Consider the following 21,846-nt stretch of genomic DNA (forward strand, 5'->3'; position numbering starts at 1 on the left):
GACGTCGATGCCGGTGCCGGCGCCTTCCGTGTACTCGCCCTTGAGGAGGTGCGGGATGCCGGTGGCGAACTCCACCACCTCGACGCCGCGCTGGATGTCGCCCTTGGCGTCCGGCACCGTCTTGCCGTGCTCGCTGGCGAGGAGCTCGGCGAGCGAATCGTGCTCGGCCCGGATCAGCTCGAGGAAGCGCATCATCACGCGGGCGCGCTTCTGCGGGTTCTGCGCCGCCCAGGCGGGCTGCGCCGCGCTGGCATTCTCCACGGCGGCGCGCAGCTCGGCCTTGCTCGCGAGCGCGACCCGGGCCTGGATCTCGCCGGTGGTCGGATTGAACACGTCGGCGAAGCGCCCACTGGTGCCCTCGACGGTCTTGCCGCCCACGAAATGCCCGATCGTGCGCATGGCCGCGCTCCTCCTGCCGTTTCCTCTGGACCCGGGCCGCCTTCGGGCGGTCCGACTTTGCGCGGGAGGGTATCAGCGTTTCGCGCACGAGAAAGCGCGGCAACTTCCCAAGGGTTGTGCATCGATGCACAGTGTCGGGAGGCCTGAAAGGCCGGGTCTCGGAGCGAGCGCGTCGACATGAGCAGCCGGAAGCCGGGCCGGAACTGGGATGATCTGCGCTTCTTCCTGGCCGTTGCGCGCGCCGGCACCCTCACGGCCGCGGCGGCGCAGACGGGCACCGAGCACACCACCGTCGCGCGCCGCATCCTGGCGCTGGAGGAGGCCCTGAACAGCCGCCTGTTCCACAAGAGCCATGTCGGCTACGCCCTGACGGAGGCGGGCGAGGGCCTGCTCTCCGCCGCCGAAGCGATGGAGAGCGCCTTCGTGTCCGCCACCGCGGCGGCGGGCAGCACCGGGCGGACGATCGTTGGCACCGTGCGCATCGGTGCGCCGGACGGGTTCGGCAGCGTGTTCCTGGCCCCCCGGATGCACCGGCTGACCGAGCAGCATCCGGGCCTCGAGATCGAGATCCTGGCCACCGCCCGCATCTTCAGCCTGCCCAAGCGCGAGGCCGACATCGTCATCAGCCTGTCGAGCCCGGAGCAGGGGCGCGTCGTGGCCCGCCGCCTGACGGATTACCGGCTCTACGTCTACGGCGCCGAGCATTATCTTCGGGCGGCGCCGCCGATCCGGACCATCGACGACCTCACGCGGCACCCGTTCGTGGGCTACATCGAGGACATGCTGTTCGCGCGCGAGTTGAACTACCTCAACGTGATCGGGCCGGATGCGGCGGCGCGGCTGCGCAGCACCAACCTGCTGGCGCAGGTCCACGCGACGCTGGCGGGCGCGGGCCTCTGCATCCTGCCGGGCTTCATCGCCGCGGCCCATCCGGGGCTCGCGCCCGTGCTGCCGGACGCCCTCTCCCTGACGCGCGCCTTCCACATGCACATCCACGAGGACCACCGGAAGGCGGCCCATATCCGCGAGGTGGCGGCCTTCATCGCGGCCGAGGTCGCGGGCGCCCAGGCGCTCTTCACCGGGCCAGTCTTCGCGGAGCCCCGGGTGTAACGCGGCGCGGTTCCCGAGCGGGCGCGCAACCTCTAGCTTTATCCACAACCTGCCACCCGGACCACCCGCCGCCCCGGGCGCGGAGCGGACCGAACACGAATCCGGAGGACACCATGGTCAGCGCGATCGCCCTGCCCCGCCTGATGCGGATCGGAGCCGGCGCCTCGGGGCTCCTGCCCGAGGTCTTGAGCCAACTGAGCTTGAGCCGACCCTTCATCGTGACGGACCCGTACCTGGCAGGCAGCGGCCGGGTCGAGGCCCTGGTCGAGCGGCTGGGCCCGAGGGGCATCGCGGCGGCAATCTTCGCCGACACCGTGCCGGACCCGACCGTCCAATCCGTCGAAGCGGCCCTCGACGCCCTGAACCGGGGCGAGCACGATTGCGTCGTCGGGTTCGGCGGCGGCAGCCCGATGGACACCGCCAAGGCGGTCGCGGTGCTGGCCCGCCATGGCGGCCACATGCGCGACTACAAGGCGCCGCACCTGCAGGACGCGCCGGGCCTGCCCATCGTGGCGATCCCCACCACCGCCGGCACCGGCTCGGAGGCGACGCGCTTCACCATCGTCACGGATGCGGAGACCGACGAGAAAATGCTCTGCATCGGCCTCGCCTACCTGCCGGTGGCGGCCCTGGTGGATTACGAGCTGACGCTGAGCAAGCCGAAGCGCCTCACCGCCGATACCGGCATCGACGCCCTCACCCACGCGATCGAGGCCTATGTCTCGCGCAGGGCCAATCCGTTCGCGGACGGCTTTGCGCTCACGGCGATGCGCGCCATCGCGCCGAACCTGCGCCGGGTCTGGACCGATCCGGGCGACCGGGCCGCGCGCGAGGCGATGATGCTCGGGGCGACGCAGGCCGGCATCGCGTTCTCGAACAGCTCGGTTGCCCTCGTGCACGGCATGAGCCGGCCGATCGGGGCGCATTTCCACGTCGCGCACGGTCTCTCGAACGCGATGCTCCTGCCCGCGGTGACGCGATTCTCGGTGAAGGCGGCCCCCGCCCGCTACGCCGATTGCGCCCGCGCCATGGGCGTCGCCTCGGAGCAGGACGGCAACGAGGCGGCCTGCGAGCGCCTGGTCGCCGCGCTGATTGCGCTCAACGACGACCTCGATGTGCCGACGCCCCGGAGCTACGGCCTCGACGCGGAGCGCTGGTCGACGCTCCTGCCGCTCATGGCCCAGCAGGCGCTCGCCTCGGGCTCGCCCGCCAACAACCCGGTGGAGCCGAGCGCGGACGAGATCGTGGCGCTCTACCGCGAGGTCTGGGCGGGCTGACGCCCAGACCTCTGCCGCCTCGGCGCGCCGACCGGCTCAGCGCATGGTCATCGGGCAGCCGCTCTCCTCGGCCTTGGCGAAGGCCTCGGCGCCGGGGATCGTCGCGAGGTGCTTGAAGAGGTCCCATTCCGACTTCGACTCGGCGGGCTTCTTGACCTCGAACAGATACATGTCGTGCACCATGCGGCCGTTCGGCAGGACCTTGCCGCCGCGGGCGAAGACGTCGTCCACCGGAAGCGAGTGGAGTTGCTTGGTCACCGCCTCCGTCTCGTCGGTGCCGGCGGCCTTCACCGCCTTGAGGTACTGGAGCACCGCCGAGTAGGTGCCCATGTGGATCATGTTCGGCATCTTGCCGGTGCGCTTCATGAAGCGCTGGCCGAAGGCGCGGGTCTCGTCGTTGAGGTCCCAGTACCAGCCCTCCGTCAGGGTCAGCCCCTGGGCCACCTTGAGGCCGAGCCCGTGCACCTCCGCCAGGGTGAAGAGGAGGGCGGCGAGGCGCTGGTTGCCCTCCGATATGCCGAATTCCGAGGCCTGCTTGATGGCATTCGCGGTGTCGTTGCCGGCATTGGCGAGTCCGATCACCTTGGCGCCCGATCCCTGCGCCTGGAGGAGGAAGGACGAGTAATCCTGCGCCGAGAGCGGGTGCCGCACCGATCCCAGGATCTTGCCGCCCTTCGACTTGACGTAGCGGCTCGTCTCCTCTTCGAGCGAGTAGCCGAAGGCGTAATCGGCCGTGAGGAAGAACCAGGTGTCGCCGCCCTGCTGCACCAGCGCGCCGCCCGTCCCGACCGCGAGGGCGCGGGTGTCGTAGGCCCAGTGGAAGCCGAAGGGCGTGCATTGCTTGCCTGTGAGCTCGCTCGTGGCAGCTCCCGTCACGATGGTGATCTTCTTCTTGTCCTTGGACAGGCCCTGGACGGCCAGCGCCACCGACGAGGTCGTCAGGTCCATGATCGCGTCGACCCCGTCGCGGTCGTACCATTGGCGCGCGATCGAGGAGGCGATGTCGGGCTTGTTCTGATGGTCGGCGTTGAGGATCTCGATCGGGATGTTGTTGAGCTTGCCGCCGAAATCCTCGACGGCCATCTTGGCCGCCTCGACCGAGGAGCGCCCGCCGAACTCGGCGTAGGTGCCCGACTGGTCGTTGAGGATGCCGATCTTGATCGTGCCGCCCGAGAAGGCCGCATCCTGCGCGGAGGCCGCCGGCGGCAGCGCCAACGTACCTGCCAGCGCCGCGGCGAGCGCCAGACCATTGCGTCGTGTCATCGTGGATTCCTCCCAACGTTTCTCGGCGTGAGCCCCGGCTCCCATGCGGCCGCAGGCCTGCGGTCCTCCGCGCGGGATCCATCGGGGCGGTCGCCAGGAGGGGTTCCTGAGGCGTCGACCACCCGCGGGCTCTCGGGGCGGCTCTCGTTGAAGGCGGGCCGCCGCGGCGCGATCTTGGCCCGCGCATCGGGGCGCCACAAGAATAAACACCGATCCATACAGAAACGACGCGGGATCGATGTAACCGCGAGCCAATAAATCGTCGGCGCGCGCCCCTCATGGTGGCCGCGCAATCCCCATATCTCAGGGACATCCAGGGTGATCGGGCGCGAATCCTCTCCCAGCGTGAGCCCGGTCACAGTCGCCGACGGAAAATCGCGCGAACCTGCGGACCTCACGAGAGGAGACGGACATGACCCTGACCATCATCGATTCCAAAGCCGGTACCCGGGTGACGATCTGGTATCCCGACCTTCCCCCCGTCGCGCGCACGATCCCGGCCGTCGTGGTGCGCCATCCCCGCGTCGCCTGCGCCTGAGGAGGCCGCGATGAAACGCTCCAACGCCCTGCGCGCCAAATGCACGATCCTTCGCGAGCTCGACCGGGTGCTCGCCCGGCAGAGCGCGGACAACGCCCGGCCCCCGTCCTATTCCAGGACCGAGCAGGCCTGATCGCCATCATCGTCCTGTTTGGACGCCTTCTCCGGCCAGCCCTCGGCACCGATCAGCGGAACGAAGCTGACGCAGCCGAGCACATCCTCCGCAAAATCATTCTCACCGCGGCATCGGACGCGAACGAGATCCTGGCGGCTCCTGCGCCGTCCCACCGGCATCACCAGACGGCCATCGACCCGAAGCTGGCGCCGCAAGGTGTCGGGCACTTCCGGGCCTCCGGCCGCGACGATCACGGCATCGAACGGAGCGGCCTCGGGCCAGCCGCGCGTGCCGTCGCCCAACCGGACGGCGACGTTCGCGTAGCCGAGCTGCGCCAGGCGCCGACGCGCATCCCCGGCCAGAACCGCGTGCCGCTCGATGGTGAAGATCTCGGCCGCCAGGCGGCTCATCACGGCGGCGGCGTAGCCCGAGCCGGTCCCGATCTCCAGCACTCGGTCGTCCGGCGCGAGCGCCGCCGCCTCGATCATCAGCGCGACGATATAGGGCTGCGAGATCGTCTGCCCGGCCGCGATCGGCAGCGGGCCGTCCTCGTAGGCGAAGCGGCGCAGATGCGGAGGCACGAAGTGCTCCCGCGGGACCGCCCGCAGGGCCGCGAGCAGGCGGGCATCCGCGATGCCCCGATCCGCGATCTGGCGCGAGACCATGTGCGTGCGCAGGCGAGCGAACCGCGCCACGAAAGCCCTCCGACCAGCGAGACGGTCTCCCCTCGTCAACGGCGCCGCCCGCCGCGCGATCCGCCGCCCCACCGCCGCTCCGCCGCGCGGTGACGATGGGACGAAATCCCGCGAAGAACGCGCGCGCCATCCGGTGGACGGGCTGGTAGGCTGCCTGTGGGGAAGACGAGCCCGGAACGAGACCAGTCCGCGGCCCCATGCAGTCGATGGCGATGCTGACGCGGACACCCGGTGACGTGACGTTCCACTACGCGGACCTCCCGGTCTTCGCGCGCTTCGATGACGTTCTCGACGAGGCGCAGTTTCGGCTGGTGCCGTCCGATTGGACGATCGCGCTCTGCGACATCGTCGGCTCGACCCGGGCGATCGCGGCGGGGGGCTACCGCTCGGTCAATTACGCCGCCGCGGCCGTCATCGCGGCGATCCGCAACGCCCTGCCGGAGACCGAGATCCCGTTCGTGTTCGGCGGCGACGGCGCGAGCTTCCTGCTCGCGCCGGGCGAGGAGCAGGTTGCGGGCCCGGTTCTGTCGGCCTGCATCACCTTCGTGCGCGAGCGCCTCGGTCTCGAGCTGCGCGCCGCCCTCATCCCGGTGCGGACCGTGCGGGAGGCGGGCCACGACGTCCTGGTCGCCCGCTACGCGCCGTCGCCCGACGTCGCCTACGCGATGATCCGGGGCGGGGGCCTCGCCTGGGCGGAGGCCGCCCTGAAGCGGGGACTTTGCGCCCTCGCGCCCGCCGCGCCCGGCACGGAGCCGGACCTCACCGGCCTGTCCTGCCGCTTCGAGGCATCGCCCGCGCAGAACGGAATCATCCTCTCGCTCATCGTCGTGCCGCGGGCGGGCGCGGACGCGGCGGCGCTGCGGCGGGCCCTCGGCGCCGTGATCGGGCTGGTTCAGGCCGATCCGCGCCTTGGCCAGCCCCTGCCCGACCGTGGCCCGGAGCTCGGCAGCCGCCCGAGCAGCGTGGCCCTGACGCCTCAGCGCGGCGCGAGCATGCGCGATCTCCTCGCCGGGGCCCGTCGCAGGATCGGGGCCCTCGTCTCGTTCCTGGCGTTCCGGTTCCGCGTCTCGGTGCCGGGCTTCTCGGCCCCGACCTATCTGCGCGAGCTCGTCGCCAACGCCGATTACCGCAAATACGATGACGGCCTGCGCATGACGATCGACAGCACGCCCGAGACGGCGCGCAGGATCGAGGCCTGCCTCGAGGAGGCCGAGACCGCGGGCCTCGTGCAGTTCGGCCTCGTGCGGCAGGCATCCAGCGTCGTGACCTGCTTCACCCCCGACCGCCTCGGGAGCGGCCATGTCCACTTCGTCGATGGCGGCGAGGGTGGCTACGCCCTGGCCGCCACCCAGATCAAGCGCAAGCTCGGGGCGGCCGGACCTTGAGCGCGGCCCGCACCCTGGCACCGGCTTCCTACCGGGTCCCCTTCCTCGACGGCCTCGATGCCGAGGCCGTCGACGCCTTCCGGCGGCGCCTCGAGCCCGTCGCGGTCGCGGGGGGGCGGATCCTGTTCGCGGAGGGGGAGGAGGCCGACAGCCTCTACGTGCTCGTCTCGGGCGCGGTCGGCATCGCCAATCACGACCCGGCCACCGGCCTGATCCGCCGGATCGCCCGGCTGCGCCCGCCCGAGACGGTGGGCGAGGTGGCGCTCCTCTCGAACGGCCCGCGCTCGGCGACCGCCACGGTGCTGCGGGATTCGCTGCTCCTGCGCCTGAGCCGGGAGGCCTTCGACGAGATCGCCGCGCGCCATCCGAGCGCGATGCTCTACTTCGCCCGCCTCCTCGCCGACCGGCTGCGCAGCGGCACGACGCGGCCGGCTTTGCACCTGCCGATGACCTTCGCGGTGATTGGCGTCACGCCGGGCGTGTCGGCAGCCCGCTTCGGCCGTACGCTCGCGACCGCGCTGGGCGCCCGCACCGGCTGCCTCCCCGCCTGGCCGGAGAACGCCGACGAGACCTGGTTTCACGCCTACGAGACGGAGCACGGGCGCGTCGTCTACGCGGCGGACGACCCGGTCTGCGCCTGGACCCGCCTCTGCCTGCGGCGGGCCGACCACGTGCTGCTCCTCGCTGCACCGGGGCAGCCGCCCTTCCCGGCCCTCCAGGGCGTCGATCTCGGCGCGCCGGACGGCTGGCGCCGCTGCGACCTCGTCATCGAGCAGGCGGCCGACGCCGCCGTCCCACGCGCGGCCGACCCGGCCATCGACGCGCTCGGCGTCGCCATGCGCCATCAGGTCCGGGCCGGCCGCACCGCCGATCACGACCGCCTCGGCCGGCTCGTGAGCGGCCGGGCGCGGGGCCTCGTCCTCGGCGGGGGCGGCGCGCGGGGTTTCGCGCATCTCGGCGTGCTGCGGGCGCTGCACGAGGCGGACCACACCATCGACTTCGTCGGCGGCACCAGCATCGGGGCGGTGGTGGCGGCCAGCGTCGCGATGGGCTGGAGCCTCGACGAGATCCAGGATCACATCCTGGAGGCCTTCGTCCTAAGCTCGCCCCTCAACGACTACACCCTGCCGGTCCTCTCGCTCACCCGCGGCATCAAGGTCGATACCCGCCTGCGCCACCATTTCGGGACGGTCCGGATCGAGGACCTGTGGCTGCCCTTCCTCTGCGTCTCCGCGAACCTGACCACGGGGGCCGCCATGGTCCATACCCGCGGCGACCTCGTCGGCGCCTTGCGCGCCAGCATCGCGATCCCGGGCCTGCTGCCGCCGGTGATCGCCGAGGACGGCGTGCTCGTCGATGGCGGGACCATGAACAACCTGCCGGCCGATCTGCTGGCCGATCTCGAGCGGGGTCGCGTCCTCGCGGTCGATGTCGGCAGCGATCTCGCCTTCGAGCGGATGCCGATGCGCTCCTGGCGCGGCCGCATGATCCGGCGCCTCCTCGGGGCGCCGGAGGCCACCCCCGGCATCGCTCAGCTGCTGCTGCGGGCCGCCACGGTATCGAGCGACGCCCAGGCCGCGATGGCGCGCGAGCGCGCCGCCGTGGTGCTGCGCCCGCCGCTGGCCGGCATCGACCTGCGCGACTGGGCCGCCTACGCGTCGGTGGCGGAGATCGGCTACCGCCACGCCTCGCAGCGCATCGCGGCGGACGGCCTGCATCCCTGGGCCGACGCCGCGCCATGACGCCGTACCATGATGGGGCGCCATGACGCCGTGCCATGACGGGGCGCCTTAGACGATCCCGTCGATCGTGATCTCCAGGCCCGCCGGGCCGCGCAGGGCCGCACCCGGCCGGTAGGATGGCGGATCCTGGGCAAGGCGCGGCCGGATCAGGCGCTGGCAGAGCCGCACCAGCGCGATCTCCACCTCGATCCGGGCGAGCGGCGCGCCGACGCAGTAATGCAGGCCGGCGCCGAAGCCGAAATGCTGGATGTCCGCCCGGTCCGGGTCGAAGATGTCGGGGTTGGGGAAGCGCTCGGGATCGCGGCTCGCCGCGGCCAGAACCAGCATGACGGAGGCGCCCTTCGGGATCGTCTCGCCCGCGACCGCGATGTCGCCCAGCGCCTTGCGGGTCCGGAAATGCACCGGCGGCTCGTAGCGCAGCAATTCCTCGATCACCCGCGGTGCCCGCTCCGGATCGGCGCGGAGGCGCTCCAGCTCGTGGGGATGGCGCAGCAGGGTCAGCATGCCGTTGGTGATCAGGTTCACGGTGGTCTCGTGACCGGCCACGAGGAGCAGGATCGCGGTCGAGACCAGATCGAAATCGCTCATCTTCCGCGTCGTCGGATCGGCATGGTTGGCGAGACCGCTCAGCATGTCGTCCGCGGGCTTGCGCCGCTTCTCGCGGATGAGGGCCCTCATGTAATCCGCGATCGCGTCGAAACTCGCGACATTGGCGCGCCGCGTGTCCGCGTCGCGGCGCGCATCGGGTTCCAGCGCCGTCGAGAGCTGGGTCGCCCAGGATTGAAACTGCGACTCGTCCTGCTCCGGCACGCCGAGCAGCTCGCAGATCACCGCCACGGGCAGCGGGTAAGACAGGTCCTCCACAAGGCAGACGCGGTCGCGGCCACGGCAGCGCTCGATCAGGGTGTCGACCACCGCGGCGACCCGGTCATGCGTGCCCCGGACGCGTTTCACGGTGAACTGCTCCATCACGAGGTGGCGCAGGCTGTCGTGGTCGGGCGGGTCGCGGAAGATCAAGGGACGGTGCGCCGTGGCGATGCGATCCTTGATCGGGTTGAGCAGCCAGTCCTTCAGGGGGTTTCCCGTGGGCGGGCGGCGAAAAGGCGGCAGGTCCTCGGAGCTGAGGCGCGGATCGAACAGCAGGCTGCGAATGGCCGCGTGGGTGCTCACCACGTAGCTCCCGTCCTGCTGGCGCCGCACCGGCTTCTCCCGCAGGCGCGCGAGGAGCGGATAGGGATTGGCCCGGTTGGCCGGGTCCAGGATCCGGGCGAACAGCGTGTCGTCCTGGGAGAGCGGCGGCGGCTCGGCCGCGAGAGCGTCAGGCATCGACAATCTCCCTTGCGGCCGGCTCGGAGCGGCGCGGCGGAAAGCCCGGTGCGTGGATCTCGATCCGCGCCTGATCGGTGGCGTCCCGGATCGGCGGGAACGGGCGGCCCGCGCGGATCTGCTCGGCATAGGCCGGGAGCCAGCGGGCCTCGTCGAAGGAGACCGCCGCGATGCTGCGCCCGGCCCGGCCATAGACCGCGAGGAACCGGCGCGCGGCGCGCGACCCCTGCACGATCGCGACCGAATCCGCGCCCTCGCTCAGGCCTACCGCCTTGATGTTGATGCCGAATTGGCTCGACCAGAAGGCCGGCAGATGCGCGTAGGGCTCCTGGTCGTCGGGGGCGGCCAGCATGTTGCGAGCCGCGTGCCCGGCCTGCTCGACGGCGTTGCCCCAGTGCTCCACGGAGATCAGGCGGCCGCTATAGATCGGATTCGGCCAGCGCGCGACGTCGCCCGCCGCGTAGATGTCCTCGCACGGCGTGCCGTCCGCCGCGAGCGCCCGGCAGGCGCCGTCGCAGGTGAGCCCGCCCGCATCCGCCATGAGGCCCGCACCGGCGAGCCATCCCGTGCTGCGCACGGCGCCGAGCGCCACGATGGCGACCTCGGCCTCGATCGTCTCGCCGCCGCGCAGATGGGCCCGCCGAAACCCGCCGAAGGAATCACCCTCCAGAAGCTCGACATGCGCGCCGGGGCGAAAATCGACGCCCGACCGCTCCAGGAGACCCGCGACGACACCGCCCACGAAGGTGCCGAGGGACCGCGCCAGCGGCGTCGGATTGGGGTCGACCAGGGTCACGTCGATGCCGAGGTCCCGGCAGCAGGAGGCGGCCTCGCAGCCGATCAGCCCGCCCCCGACGATCAGGACGTGGCGCGGCCCCTTCGCCAGCACGGCGCGCAGGGCCGCCGCATCGTCGCGCCCGCGCAGGGTGAACACGCCGCTGAGCGCCGCCCGCTCGGGGCCGGGCCAGGGCCGGGCCTGCGCGCCCGTCGCGATCAGGAGGCGCCGATAGGCGAGCGCGCGCCCGTCGGCGAGGCGGAGCGTGCGGGCCTCCCGGTCGAGGCCGGTGGCGGCCACGCCGAGATGCCAGTTGGCCCGCAGCGGCACGAGGTTGGGCAGGGCGGTGGCGTCGGGGGCGAGCTCCCCCGCCAGCACGTGCTTCGACAGGGGCGGCCGGTCATAGGGCGGGTGCGGCTCGTCTCCGACGATGTCGAGCGGGCCCGTGTAGCCGCGAAGGCGCAGGGCCTCGGCCCCGCGCAGGCCCGCGAGCGATGCGCCGACGATGACGATGCCGGGCTCCGGCAGCGCGCTCACGATCCGGTCTCCACCTCGGGGCTGGTCACCGCGTCGAGCCCCTCGACGCTGATCGCCCGGACCGGACAGGCCTGAACCGCCCGGGCGATCTCGCCCCGCTTCGCCGCGGGCGGGGCGGGATCGTAGAACAGGATCTCGTGGCCGCGCAGGACGAAGGATTCGGGCGCCGCGTAGCAGCACTGGGCGTAGCCCTGGCACCGGTTCAGATCGACAACGACGCGCATGCGGCAATCTTCCTTCGCGCCCTCGCGCGGCAAGCGGGCCCGCGGCAGGATCCTGTGCCGGCTCCGCGTGGGTTACTCGCGGAGCCGGCGCGAAGGTTACCCGCCGGGGGAGCGCCGGCCGGTCCCCCGATCCCGGCCCGAGTGTGAACCAGCGCCCGCCCCCTGACGAGGCCGCGTCAGCAAGGGAACGCTCAAGCCGGTTTCAGACCAGGGGCTCCTTCATACCTGCTTCCGCTGCGCGATACGGGTCCCGTGGCCTCCCAGGGCGGCGCCCCGGGATCAGCCCCGGTGTTGCGGATCGTTCGCTAGGAGGATCGGCTCGCCGTGCGGGGTCGCGGCGGCGGCGCGGGCGAAGGCGGCCCGGCGATCCGCGAGGGCATCCGGGTCGGCGATGCCCCGGGCCGCGAGCAGGCCCTCGACCGTGGCGAGCCAGGCGGCGTAATCGGCCGCGCGGCCGGTGCGGCGGGTCTCGGCGCCGAGCGCGTCGGCCCACTCGCTCCAGCTGAAGAGGCCGCGATCGTGAAGGGCGACCACGAGCGCGAAGGCCTGCGCCTCCCAGGGCTCGGCGAAGACCGGATCGGTCACGGCGCCGACCGGGATCGGCCCGAGCGTCACGGGATCGGCTCCAGGTAGCTCTCGAAGGCGTTCACCGAGACGGTGTGGCCGGGCTCGGCCGCCTCGCCCCAGAGATCCCGGCCGGAGAACCGAACGGTGTAGAGCCATTGCGGCGCCTCGCCGGCAAGGCGCGCATTCGTGTCCGGGAAGATGAAGCCGCCGTGCACGGCTTCGACAAGGCCGGGCCGGCCGCGGACGTAGCGGGGCAGCCGGGTATGGCCGGGCGGGTTGATGGTCAGCGCGCGCACCCGCTCCCCCACCGCGAAGCGGGCCGGCGCGGCCACGGGCCTGTCGCTCGGGAAGCCGCGGGCGAAGAGCGGCGCCACCTCCGTGCCCTCGAGCACGCGCTTCACGGGCGCGGCCGGCGCCGAGACCGTGCCGGTGGCGAGTTCGTCGGCGGTGGCGAGGCCGTGGGCCTTCACCTGCCGCTCCAGGGCCTTGAGCCAGATCGCGTAATAGCTGGAGGTCAGGTACTCGCCGGGCGGCAGCGATTCACGCGCGGCCCGGCTCGCATCGAGGTTCCAGGTGCCGGTCGCGCCCATCGCCATGGCGAGGCCAAAGACGCGCTTCTCCCAAGGGGCGTGGAAGCGCGGCTCGTTCGGTTCGGGCGCGATCGGGCCGAAGCCCTGCATGCCGCCGAGATCCTGGCCGCCATTCATGAGGAGGCTCCGGGTGCGCGCGGCAGGCCGGTGCCGATCATGGAATCGCGGGTGACGAGGGCGGCCAGCGCCGCCTCGTCGAGCCCCTCCGTTCCGGCAGGTCGCATCGGCAGCACCATGTAGCGAAGCTCGGCGGTGGAATCCCAGACGCGGATGCGGGTGGCCTCGGGCAGCGCGACGCCGAACTCGGCCAGCACGGCGCGGGGCTCGATCACGGCGCGCGCGCGATAGGGCGGCGACTTGTACCAGACCGGCGGCAGGCCGAGCACCGGCCAGGGATAACAGGAGCATAAAGTGCAGACGACGAGGTTGTGCTCGTCCGGGGTGTTGGCGGCGACCACCATGTGCTCGCCGCCCCGGCCGCCGACCCCGATCTCCCGCATGGCCGGCGTCGCGTCCGCGAGCAGGCGCTCCCGGAAGCCCGGATCGACCCAGGCGCGGGCCACCACGCGGGCGCCGTTATGCGGCCCGACCTTGGTCTCGTAGGTCTCGATCAGCGCGTCGAGGGCGGCGGGATCGACGTAGCCCTTCTCGACGAGGACGGATTCGAGGGCCCGCACGCGCAGGTCCATGGGGGAGAGCTCGCTACCGTGGGGATGCGGGTGATCGTCGTGATGCTCGTCGTGATGATCGTGCGGCATGCGGCTCTCCGGAGGCGAGATTAGTCCGGCTCCGCTTCGCCGTCACCCGCGCCGGGAGCGGAACCGTGATCCGCTCCCGGCGCGTCGGTCGGCCGCCCGGCTCAGCGCGCCTCGCCCTTCGGCAGGCCCGAGAGCTTGTCGATCAATTGCAGGGTGATGTCGGCGCAGGCCTTCATCGGCTCGTCGGCCGCGCATCGGACATCGATGCCGACATCCCCGCGCTGGAGCTTGAACTGCGCGGCCTTCGGCGGAGGCGGTGGTCCGTCGGGGCCGCGCCGCGGGCCGCCCGGCGGGGGCGGCGGGGGTGGTGCCCCCGCCTCCGGGCCCGGTCGGGGAGCGCCGGGCGGCGGCGTCTGAGCCACGGCCGCGGTGGCGAGGAGGAGCGCGGCCGCGGTGAGGAGCAGGGAGGGTCGGGTCATGGCGGGCCTTTCGGGTTGAAGCAGGGGAGCGATCCTCAGAAGACCCGCTTCTCGCGGATCTGGCCATCGAAGCCGACATGCAGCGCGCGCTCGCGGCCATCGCCGCCCCGGGCCGCCACATCGAGGTGGCGCGGTCCGCGGCCGGTGACGCGCACGTCGGAATAGCCGGCGGCGGTCACCATCGCGGTCAGCGCCGCCACGTCCGGGCTCGGTCCCAGGCCGACCTTGTCCTTGGCCCAGTCGAGGGTGCCGGGCGGGCGGCCGGCCGGGCCGAGGCGCACCTGGTTGCCGTCCGCGTGGGCGATCAGGGTGGCGTGCAGGAAGCCCTTCTCGAAGCGGCCCTGCACCGTCACGGTCTCGCCCTTGACGACGAGGCCGCCGCCCTCGCCAGAGCGCCCGGTCTCCACCAGGGCCCGCCCGCTACCGTCCTGGAGGATGAACTTGTTGCCGAAGATCTCGGCGACCTCGCCCCTGGCCGCCACGGCACCCGACGGTGCCAGCGCCGAGATCGCCACCGGCGCGAGCGGCGTCAGCGCCACCTCGCCGGGCTTGGCGAGGGAGAGCCCGACGGCGCCGAGAGCGAGCGGCGCCGCGAGTGCTCCGACCACGAGGGTGCGGCGGGAGCGGCGGCGGGCTGCCTTGGACCCCTTGTCGGAGGATGCCGCCTGGGAGGACGGGGCGGCCGCCGTCGTCTCGGCCGCGGTCCCGTCGATCACGTGTTCGTTCGTCATGGTGTTCCTGTCCTGGTTGGTCGCCCTTTCGGGTTGGCGCCGTTCTAGGACGGGGTCGGCAATCGGGCCTGAACCGGGCGGTTCAGCTCCGGTTAAACCGGCCGATCTAGGCCGGACCGAACAGGAAGACACGCGCCATGAAGATCCTGCTGGCCGAGGACGATGCGGCGCTCGCAGCCGAGATCGTGAAGGCCCTGCGCGCCGAGAACTTCGCGCTCGACCACGCCCGCAACGGCGAGGACGCGCAGCATCTCGGCGAGACCGAGCGCTACGACGCGGTCGTGCTCGATCTCGGCCTGCCCCGCCGCGACGGGGTCGCGGTGCTGCAGGCGTGGCGCGCGGCGGGCCACACCCTGCCGGTCCTCATTCTCACGGCCCGCGACGGCTGGAGCGACAAGGTCGCGGGCTTCAAGGCCGGCGCCGACGATTACCTCGTCAAGCCGTTCCGGGTGGAGGAACTGGTGATCCGCCTGCGCGCCCTAATCCGGCGGGCGGCGGCCAACGGCGCCAGCCGCATCGCCTGCGGCCCGCTGAGCTACGATGCCGGCCTCGGCAGCTTCGAGCGCGACGGCCTGCCGCTCCGGCTCACCGGGCTCGAATGGCGGGTGCTGACCTGCCTGATCCTGCGCAAGGAGGGGGTGGTGCCGCGCGACCAGCTGATCGAGCGGGTCTACGATGGCGATGCGGAGGTCGATTCGAACTCCGTCGAGGTCATCATCACGCGCCTGCGCCGCAAGATCGCGCCGGCCCGCATCGAGGGCGTGCGCGGCCTCGGCTACCAGTTGCTGCCGGGCGATCCGGCCTGATGGGCGCGCCCCCGAAGCCCCGGGCCCGGAAGGCCCCGCCAGGACCGCCCGCCTGGTTCCATCTCGGCTCGCTGCAGCGCCGCCTCGTCCTGGCGGCCCTGGTCTTCATCACCGCCGCCCTGGTGGTGGCCGGCCTCGCGATCGGCCTCATCCTGCACCGGTTCGTGCGGGGCCAGCTCGATTCGCGCCTCGACAGCCAGATCGTCGCCCTCGTCTCCGGCCTCCAGGAGGGGCCGGACGGCAGCCCGCGGCTCGACCGCGACCGCGACGGCCCGCCCTTCGACCGGCCCCGCTCGGGCTGGTACTGGCAGGTGACGCGCGGCGGGCAGATCCTGAGGTCCCGCTCCCTTCGCGACGGCGTGATCGACCTCGACGGATCGCCCGAGGGCGGGGACGAGCGGCCCCGCCCGGCCGAGGGGCGCGGCCCTCGCGGCGAGGCGCTGATCCTGCGGGTCCTCACCCTGCCGGGCCCGGGCCAGCCCACCACCATCCTGGCGGCCGCCCCCGCCGCCGCCCTGCAGGGGCCGGTCCGGGACGCGCTCGCGACCCTTGCGCTCGCCCTCGCGGTTCTCGGGCTCTGCCTCATGGCGGGCGTCGCCGTGCAGGTCCGGCTCGGCCTGCGTCCCCTCGAACGCCTGCGCGGCGACCTCGCAGAGGTTCGCAGCGGGCGCCGGACGCGGGTGCCCCCGAAGCAGCCGGCCGAGGTCCGCCCCCTCGTCGCCGAGATCAACGGCCTCCTCGACCAGAACGAGGCCAATCTCGAACGGGCCCGGATGCATGTGGCAAACCTCGCGCATGGGCTGAAGACCCCGCTCGCGACCCTCAGCCTGGCGCTGGCGAACCGGCCGGAGCCGGAGGCCGGCCTGGCCGGCGTCGTCGCTGCCATGGACAGGCAGGTGCGTCACCACCTGCGCCGGGCCCGCGCCGCGGCGCTCGGCGGGCCGGTCCGGACGCGCACGGAACTCGTCGGCCGGGTCGGCGACCTCGCGGCCGCCCTCGGGCGGATCCACGCCGCCAAGGCGCCGACGATCGCGATCGACATCGCCCCGGGCCTCGCGGTCACCTGCGATCCACAGGATCTCGACGAGATGCTCGGCAACCTGATCGACAATGCCTGCCAATGGTGCCGGTCGCGCGTCCGCGTCTCGGCCGTCGTCGATGCACCGCACCTGCACGTCCTCGTGGAGGATGACGGTCCGGGCCTCGATGCGGCGGCCCGCGCCGAGGTCCTGCGCCATGGCCTTCGGCTCGACGAGAGCGTCCCGGGCAACGGCTTCGGCCTCTCGATCACCCTGGAACTCGCGGAGCTGTACGGCGGCGGTCTCGCCCTCGAACCTTCGGATCTCGGCGGGTTGCGGGCGCGTCTTCGACTCCCGGCCTGAGCTGCGTCGGGACGCGAACCGCAGGCGCACAGCAATCGGGAGTTGAGACAGTGCTGAAGCGGCATCTGACGGCCCCAACGGAGCATTGCGGGCGGCTTGGGCCTTATCAGCCCATCCCCTTGTTCTGATCAATACATTCACGCCCCGCCACAATGCAGAAACCAACATTTGTTAGAACAGTTTGCTGCCAGCGGCACTTGCCCCTGGGCAACATTTGTGCAACTAAGACGCGTCCGTACATGGCAATGCGGGAGAGCCCAGACCGGTGATGCCGGTTATGGCGCCGAGCGAGCGACCGCCCCCGGGAGCTCCTAGGCACAATCCCGTAGGGTTGGACGATCTGGAGTCCGAGCGCGCATGCGCTCGCCTAACGAGTCGATCGGGTCCGCGTCGGATCGGAACGGCTCCCAGGGGACCGCGACAGATGGGGGCAGACGGAGTGCTGAGAGCGGGCATTTCGTAGCCCGCCGGTCGTGGGAGAACGCCATGTACGACGACGATCTGGTCTACGACTTCGACGCGCCGGATTCGGACTGGAACTACGAGCCGAGCCGGGGCGAGTTGTTCCGCCAGCTCGATTCCGCCGTCTACACCACCGATGCCGACGGGTACCTCACCTATTACAACGAGGCCGCCGCCAAGCTCTGGGGTCGACGCCCTATTCTCGGCGTCGAGCGCTGGTGCGGCTCCTGGCGGATCTACCGCCCGGACGGGACGCCCCTGCCCCTCGACGCCTGCCCCATGGCCATCGCCATGAAGGAGGGCCGGCCGGTGCGCGGCGAGCAGGCCGTGCTCGAACGCCCGGATGGGACCCGGGTGGCCTTCATGCCGTACCCGACCCCGTTGCGCGACGCGTCTGGCCGTATCGTGGCCGGCTCCAACGTCCTCCTGGAACTGCGTCAGCCGCGCTCGGTCCCGCTTCCCGCCTCCGGCGCACCGCGGGTGCGGGCCGCGGCCCTTTGCTGAGGCGCTCGGGCCGCCGGCCACCCTCGCCTCGGGGCATCGCGGCCTAGCCGTGCCGGTGCCCGTCGCCCTCGGATGGGCAATTCCGATGCTCCGGCAGCGTCAGCCCGAAATGGCTGACGAGGTCCTGCACCTGATCCGGGCTCAAGGTCCGCGGGTTGAGGTTGCGCAGGAGGAGGTAGAGCTTGGCGGTCTCCTCCAGTTCCTCCGTGGCGAAGACGGCGCCCTCCAGGGTCGTCCCCGCGACGACGGGGCCGTGATTGGCCAGCAGCACCGAGGCGTAGCGCCCGGCCAGCCCCCGGATCGCGTCGGCCACGGCCGGGTCGCCGGGGCGGAAATACGGCACGAGCGCCGTCGCGCCCGCTCGCATCAGGTAATAGGGCGTCAGCGGCGGCAGCACCGCCTTCGGGTCGATCTCGGGCAGCATCGAGACCGCGACGGCGTGGGTCGAGTGCAGGTGCACGATGGCGCGCGCCTCGGTGCGGCTGTCGTAGAGCGCCGTGTGGAGGGGGATCTCCTTCGTGGGCTTGTCGCCCGAGATCAGCCTCCCCCCCGCATCGAGGCGCGAGATCCGGGCCGGATCGAGGAAGCCCAGCGAGGCGTTCGTCGGGGTCACGAGCCAGCCCCCATCGTCGAGCCGCAGCGAGATGTTGCCGGAGGAGCCCGGCGTCAGACCGCGCTCGAAAAGGGAGCGCCCGTAGCGGCAGATTTCCTCGCGAAGCCGCGTCTCCTCGCTCATGCGGTGGCTCCCTCGATGAGTTCGAACCCGAGATCGACGATCTCCGCCGGACCGCCCGCCCCGAGCCGCTCGGCCGCGACCTCGCCGATGCGCAGCCGCGGCGTGCGGATGGTCGAGAGCGGCTGGGGCATCGCGGCCGTGATGTCGAGCCCGTTATAGCCGAACAGGGCGAGGCGTCCGGGAATCGACAGGCCCGCCGCGAGGCAGTGGAAGTAGCCCCCCAGCGCCATGTCGTCGTTCGAGAAATAGACCGCGTCGAGATCGGTCGTGCGCGCGAGAAGCCGCCCGAGGGCCTCCCGGCCCGCGGCGGCCGAGGACGGGCCGGCGAGGATCTCGCGGTCGCGCAAGGGGTGGCCCGCCGCCGCGAGGGCCGCAGCGAAGCCCGCGAGACGCTTGCCCGCCCGCAGGTCGCGGTCGAGGTCGTGCCCGACGAAGCCGATGCGCCGGTAGCCGCGCCCGAGCAGGTGCTCGGCGCTGGCGCGCCCGACCGCGCGGTTCGAGAACCCGACCACGATATCGAGGCCCGGCCCGTCCGTGTCGACCATCTCGACGATGCGCACGCCGCTCGCCCTCAGGCGCGCCACCGCGCCGGGCGTGTGTTCCAGGCCAGTGACGATCAGCCCGGCCGGGCGCCAGGACAGGAGCGCGCCGATCAGCGCCTCCTCGCGCTCGGGATCGTAGTCGCTGACGGCGATCACGCTCTGGAAGCCGACGGCGTCGAGGCCGCCCGCGATGCCGCGCAGGAGGTCCGGGAAGACGATGTTCGTGAGCGACGGAATCACGATGCCGACGAGTTGCGGGCCCGTGGAATTGGCCGAGCCCGCGAGGCTGCCGGCAAGCCGGTTCGGCACGTAGCCGAGCCGCGCGACGGCCTCCGCCACCCGGTCCTGCGTGCCCTTCGAGAACGAGCCGTGCTTGCGCAGGACGCGGGACACGGTGCTCTCGCCCACCCCCGCCGCGCGGGCGACATCGGAGAGGGTCACGAGGCGCTGGCGCGGCTGGTGGACGTTCATGACCGCTCTCCCGATCCGCCAAGTTCGACACCGCGCCCGACGGCGGGCCGGTGCAGTCCGGGCGACCATGTTCGAGCACATACCAAGCTTCATCTTGCCGAACAACTGGATTGGCAGCGCTGCCAAATCCTGGTAGTCAAGATGCAAGCGCTGCCAAAATGAGTCGCGCAAAGCAAAAGTCTTCGCGACGGACAACGTTCCGTGCGCGGCAGAGGAGGACGCCCATGACCGTGCAAGCCGCCCGGATTCCCGGAGCTGCCGCTCCCCCGGCCGATTTCGTCGAGCAGACCTACGCCAAGGTGTTCTGGCGGCTCGTCCCGTTCCTGATGCTCTGCTACGTGATCGCGTATCTCGACCGCGTGAATGTGGGCTTCGCCAAGCTGCAGATGTCGCAGCAGCTCGGCTTCAGCGAGACGGTCTACGGTCTCGGCGCCGGCGTGTTCTTCATCGGCTACTTCCTGTTCGAGGTGCCGAGCAACGTCATCCTGCACCGGGTCGGGGCGCGCGTCTGGATCGCCCGAATCATGATCACCTGGGGGCTGATCTCGGGCGCCTTCCTGTTCGTGAACTCGGCCACGAGCTTCTACATCATGCGCTTCCTGCTCGGCCTCGCGGAGGCCGGGTTCTACCCGGGCATCATCCTGTACACGACCGCCTGGTTCCCGGCGCATCGGCGCGCCAAGGTCATCGCGGTGTTCATGTCGGCGATCCCGATCTCGGGCATCTTCGGCAACCCGCTCTCGGGCTGGATCATGGACGCCTTCAACGGGGCGCACGGCCTCGCCGGCTGGCAATGGATGTTCCTGATCGAGGCGATTCCCGCAATCCTCGTCGGCGTCGCGGTCTACCTCTATCTCGACAACCGCGCCTCGGAGGCGAAGTGGCTCACCGATGCCGAGAAGGCCGTGATCGAGCGCGACATCGCGCAGGACAATACCGGCAAGGACAACAGCCCGCACTCGATCGCCACCGTGTTTCGCGATCCCCGCGTCTGGTTCATGAGCCTGATCTACTTCGCCTTCGTCACGGGCCAGTACGGGCTGACCTTCTGGATGCCGACCCTCGTCAAGGCGACCGGCGTGCAGGGCAACTTCAATATCGGCTTGATCAGCGCCATCCCGTTCCTGTTCGCCGCCATCGTGATGGTGATCCTCGGCCGCAACGCCGACCGGATGCGCGAGCGCCGCTGGCACCTGATCGGCCCGGCGCTCTGCGGCGCCGTCGGCTTCATCGTGGCCGCGACGGCGACCAGCACTCCGCTCGCCATCGCGTTCCTGTCGATCGCCGCCGCCGGCGTCCTTACCTGCGCGCCCCTGTTCTGGTCGCTGCCGACGTCCTTCCTGGCCGGCACCGGCGCGGCGGCCGGCATCGCGCTCATCAACTCGGTGGGCAACCTCGCGGGTTTCGTCAGCCCCTACGTGATCGGGGCGTTGCGCGACCTGACCGGCACCACCGAGACCGGCATGTACGCCCTGGCCGGCATGCTCGTCGTCGGCGCGGTCTGCGTGTTCCTGACGCCGGCCCGCATGGTGAACCGCTGACCCTCCCCGCACAGACCGGATGACCTGTCATGACTGAAGCAGCACGGACCGGACGAGCCGCCGTCATCGGCCTCGGCTCGATGGGAACCGGCATGGCGCTCTCGCTCCTGCGGGGGGGCCTGTCGGTGGCGGCCTTCGACGTCAACCCGGGCGCGGTGGCGCGCTTCGCGGAGGGCGGCGGCCATGGCGCGGGCTCCCCGGCGGATGCCGCCGCCGGGGCCGACATCGTCGTCTGCGTCGTCGTGAACGCGGCGCAGACCGAGGCGGTGCTGTTCGGAACGGGCGGCGTCGCCGCGGCGATGCCGGAGGGCGCGGTCTTCGTGTCCTGCGCGACCATGGACCCGGCGCTCGCCCGCGACCTCGCCGCCCGCCTCGAGGCCGGCGGCCGCCACTTCCTCGATGCGCCGATCAGCGGCGGCGCCACCCGCGCGGCCGAAGGCGCTCTCACCATCCTGGCCTCGGGCTCCCGTGCGGCCTTCGACCGGGCGCAGCCGGCCCTCGACGCGATGGCGGCCAAGCTCTACCGGCTCGGCGACGCCCCGGGCCAGGGCGCGGCCTTCAAGATGATCAACCAGCTGCTCGCGGGCGTGCACATCGCCGCCGCCTGCGAGGCGATGAGCTTTGCCGCCAAGCAGGGCCTCGACCTCGCCAAGGTCTACGAGGTGATCACCGCCTCGGCGGGCAATTCCTGGATGTTCGAGAACCGGATGAAGCACGTGCTCGACGGCGATTACACGCCTCGGAGCGCCGTCGAGATCTTCGTGAAGGATCTCGGCATCGTTCAGGACATGGCCCGGGCCGAGCGCTTCCCCGTCCCGGTGGCGGCCGCCGCCCTGCAGATGTTCCTGATGACCGCGGGCTCCGGCATGGGCCGCGACGACGACGCCTCGGTCGCCCGCCTCTACGCGCAGGTCGCCGGGGCGAGCCTGCCCGGCCATCCGAAGAAGTAAG

The 21,846-nt window shown here is 71.7% G+C and carries 24 protein-coding genes; 11 read left to right on the forward strand and 13 right to left on the reverse strand.

Annotation, left to right across the window (positions count from 1 at the left end; translation table 11 throughout):
• Nucleotides 1-399 (reverse strand): aldehyde dehydrogenase family protein (locus tag F6X53_RS09345; protein WP_150999758.1); only part of this gene is annotated, 399 nt, incomplete at its 3' end.
• A gap of 177 nt (nt 400-576) precedes the next feature.
• On the opposite strand from F6X53_RS09345, the gene F6X53_RS09350 reads away from it, so the two are divergent.
• Complete coding sequence (locus F6X53_RS09350; protein ID WP_150999759.1) at nt 577-1,509, forward strand: LysR family transcriptional regulator; 933 nt, start codon at nt 577-579, stop codon at nt 1,507-1,509.
• Nucleotides 1,510-1,622: 113 nt separating this feature from the next.
• On the forward strand, nt 1,623-2,786 hold the full coding sequence (locus F6X53_RS09355; RefSeq protein WP_150999760.1) for an iron-containing alcohol dehydrogenase: 1,164 nt from the start codon (nt 1,623-1,625) through the stop codon (nt 2,784-2,786).
• A gap of 36 nt (nt 2,787-2,822) precedes the next feature.
• Here F6X53_RS09355 and F6X53_RS09360 read toward each other — a convergent pair whose 3' ends face one another.
• Nucleotides 2,823-4,049 (reverse strand): ABC transporter substrate-binding protein, encoded by a 1,227-nt coding sequence (locus F6X53_RS09360; RefSeq protein WP_150999761.1) that lies wholly within the window; start codon nt 4,047-4,049, stop codon nt 2,823-2,825.
• 412 nt (nt 4,050-4,461) lie between these two features.
• Here F6X53_RS09360 and F6X53_RS33625 point away from each other — a divergent pair, with 412 nt between their 5' ends.
• Entirely contained in the window at nt 4,462-4,587 is a 126-nt protein-coding gene (locus F6X53_RS33625) for a hypothetical protein (protein ID WP_280526012.1), read from the forward strand.
• A gap of 10 nt (nt 4,588-4,597) precedes the next feature.
• Nucleotides 4,598-4,720, forward strand: a complete 123-nt coding sequence (locus F6X53_RS33630; protein WP_280526013.1) for a hypothetical protein — start codon at nt 4,598-4,600, stop codon at nt 4,718-4,720.
• Here F6X53_RS33630 and F6X53_RS09365 read toward each other — a convergent pair.
• Nucleotides 4,696-5,397 carry a protein-L-isoaspartate(D-aspartate) O-methyltransferase gene (locus tag F6X53_RS09365; protein ID WP_244965549.1) on the reverse strand — a complete coding sequence of 234 codons (702 nt, stop codon included), beginning with the start codon at nt 5,395-5,397 and terminating at the stop codon, nt 4,696-4,698. The genes F6X53_RS33630 and F6X53_RS09365 overlap by 25 nt on opposite strands.
• A 236-nt stretch (nt 5,398-5,633) precedes the next feature.
• Between F6X53_RS09365 and F6X53_RS09370 the strand changes: the two genes are divergently transcribed.
• Together F6X53_RS09370 and F6X53_RS09375 are read left to right on the forward strand one after the other, a co-directional pair.
• Nucleotides 5,634-6,782 (forward strand): DUF3095 family protein, encoded by a 1,149-nt coding sequence (locus tag F6X53_RS09370; protein ID WP_191970768.1) that lies wholly within the window; start codon nt 5,634-5,636, stop codon nt 6,780-6,782.
• Nucleotides 6,779-8,524 carry a patatin-like phospholipase family protein gene (locus F6X53_RS09375; protein ID WP_238298300.1) on the forward strand — a complete coding sequence of 582 codons (1,746 nt, stop codon included), beginning with the start codon at nt 6,779-6,781 and terminating at the stop codon, nt 8,522-8,524. The genes F6X53_RS09370 and F6X53_RS09375 overlap by 4 nt, the downstream gene beginning before the upstream one ends.
• A gap of 48 nt (nt 8,525-8,572) precedes the next feature.
• On the opposite strand, the gene F6X53_RS09380 is transcribed toward F6X53_RS09375, so the two are convergent.
• The 8 genes from F6X53_RS09380 to F6X53_RS09415 all read right to left on the reverse strand — a co-directional run bounded on the left by F6X53_RS09380 (nt 8,573) and on the right by F6X53_RS09415 (nt 14,451).
• On the reverse strand, nt 8,573-9,850 hold the full coding sequence (locus F6X53_RS09380; RefSeq protein ID WP_150999763.1) for a cytochrome P450: 1,278 nt from the start codon (nt 9,848-9,850) through the stop codon (nt 8,573-8,575).
• Nucleotides 9,843-11,162, reverse strand: coding sequence for an NAD(P)/FAD-dependent oxidoreductase (locus tag F6X53_RS09385; protein WP_150999764.1), 1,320 nt, complete (start codon nt 11,160-11,162; stop codon nt 9,843-9,845). The genes F6X53_RS09380 and F6X53_RS09385 overlap by 8 nt, the downstream gene beginning before the upstream one ends.
• A complete protein-coding gene (locus F6X53_RS09390) occupies nt 11,159-11,386 on the reverse strand; it encodes a ferredoxin (RefSeq protein ID WP_150999765.1) in 228 nt (75 codons plus the stop codon). The genes F6X53_RS09385 and F6X53_RS09390 overlap by 4 nt, the downstream gene beginning before the upstream one ends.
• A 279-nt stretch (nt 11,387-11,665) precedes the next feature.
• Nucleotides 11,666-12,001 (reverse strand): nitrile hydratase accessory protein, encoded by a 336-nt coding sequence (locus F6X53_RS09395; RefSeq protein WP_244965550.1) that lies wholly within the window; start codon nt 11,999-12,001, stop codon nt 11,666-11,668.
• The gene (gene nthB / locus F6X53_RS09400; RefSeq protein ID WP_150999767.1) at nt 11,998-12,660 is read right to left on the reverse strand and encodes a nitrile hydratase subunit beta; all 663 of its coding nucleotides are present in this window, start codon (nt 12,658-12,660) and stop codon (nt 11,998-12,000) included. Before nthB ends, F6X53_RS09395 begins: the two co-directional genes overlap by 4 nt.
• Nucleotides 12,657-13,301: a nitrile hydratase subunit alpha gene (gene nthA / locus F6X53_RS09405; protein ID WP_150999768.1), complete on the reverse strand. Its 645-nt coding sequence runs from the start codon at nt 13,299-13,301 to the stop codon at nt 12,657-12,659. Before nthA ends, nthB begins: the two co-directional genes overlap by 4 nt.
• Before the next feature lie 101 nt (nt 13,302-13,402).
• Complete coding sequence (locus F6X53_RS09410; RefSeq protein WP_150999769.1) at nt 13,403-13,720, reverse strand: hypothetical protein; 318 nt, start codon at nt 13,718-13,720, stop codon at nt 13,403-13,405.
• A 35-nt stretch (nt 13,721-13,755) separates the two neighbouring features.
• Nucleotides 13,756-14,451: a DNA-binding protein gene (locus tag F6X53_RS09415; protein ID WP_150999770.1), complete on the reverse strand. Its 696-nt coding sequence runs from the start codon at nt 14,449-14,451 to the stop codon at nt 13,756-13,758.
• A gap of 137 nt (nt 14,452-14,588) precedes the next feature.
• Between F6X53_RS09415 and F6X53_RS09420 the strand changes: the two genes are divergently transcribed.
• From F6X53_RS09420 to F6X53_RS09430, 3 genes are all read left to right on the forward strand, one after another.
• Nucleotides 14,589-15,257 (forward strand): response regulator, encoded by a 669-nt coding sequence (locus F6X53_RS09420; protein WP_150999771.1) that lies wholly within the window; start codon nt 14,589-14,591, stop codon nt 15,255-15,257.
• Complete coding sequence (locus F6X53_RS09425) at nt 15,257-16,639, forward strand: sensor histidine kinase (RefSeq protein ID WP_150999772.1); 1,383 nt, start codon at nt 15,257-15,259, stop codon at nt 16,637-16,639. Before F6X53_RS09420 ends, F6X53_RS09425 begins: the two co-directional genes overlap by 1 nt.
• Nucleotides 16,640-17,125: 486 nt before the next feature.
• Nucleotides 17,126-17,605 (forward strand): PAS domain-containing protein, encoded by a 480-nt coding sequence (locus tag F6X53_RS09430; protein WP_150999773.1) that lies wholly within the window; start codon nt 17,126-17,128, stop codon nt 17,603-17,605.
• Between the two features lie 43 nt (nt 17,606-17,648).
• Here the strand turns inward: F6X53_RS09430 and otnC are convergent, their stop codons facing one another.
• Together otnC and F6X53_RS09440 are read right to left on the reverse strand one after the other, a co-directional pair.
• A complete protein-coding gene (otnC, locus tag F6X53_RS09435; RefSeq protein WP_150999774.1) occupies nt 17,649-18,341 on the reverse strand; it encodes a 3-oxo-tetronate 4-phosphate decarboxylase in 693 nt (230 codons plus the stop codon).
• Nucleotides 18,338-19,354, reverse strand: coding sequence for a LacI family DNA-binding transcriptional regulator (locus F6X53_RS09440; RefSeq protein ID WP_150999775.1), 1,017 nt, complete (start codon nt 19,352-19,354; stop codon nt 18,338-18,340). Before F6X53_RS09440 ends, otnC begins: the two co-directional genes overlap by 4 nt.
• Before the next feature lie 224 nt (nt 19,355-19,578).
• Between F6X53_RS09440 and F6X53_RS09445 the strand changes: the two genes are divergently transcribed.
• A complete protein-coding gene (locus F6X53_RS09445; protein WP_150999776.1) occupies nt 19,579-20,895 on the forward strand; it encodes an MFS transporter in 1,317 nt (438 codons plus the stop codon).
• 29 nt (nt 20,896-20,924) lie between these two features.
• Complete coding sequence (gene ltnD, locus F6X53_RS09450; protein WP_150999777.1) at nt 20,925-21,845, forward strand: L-threonate dehydrogenase; 921 nt, start codon at nt 20,925-20,927, stop codon at nt 21,843-21,845.
• Nucleotide 21,846: the final 1 nt, after the last annotated feature.

It is taken from the genome of Methylobacterium soli (genome assembly GCF_008806385.1).
In the GTDB taxonomy this organism is placed as follows: domain Bacteria; phylum Pseudomonadota; class Alphaproteobacteria; order Rhizobiales; family Beijerinckiaceae; genus Methylobacterium; species Methylobacterium soli.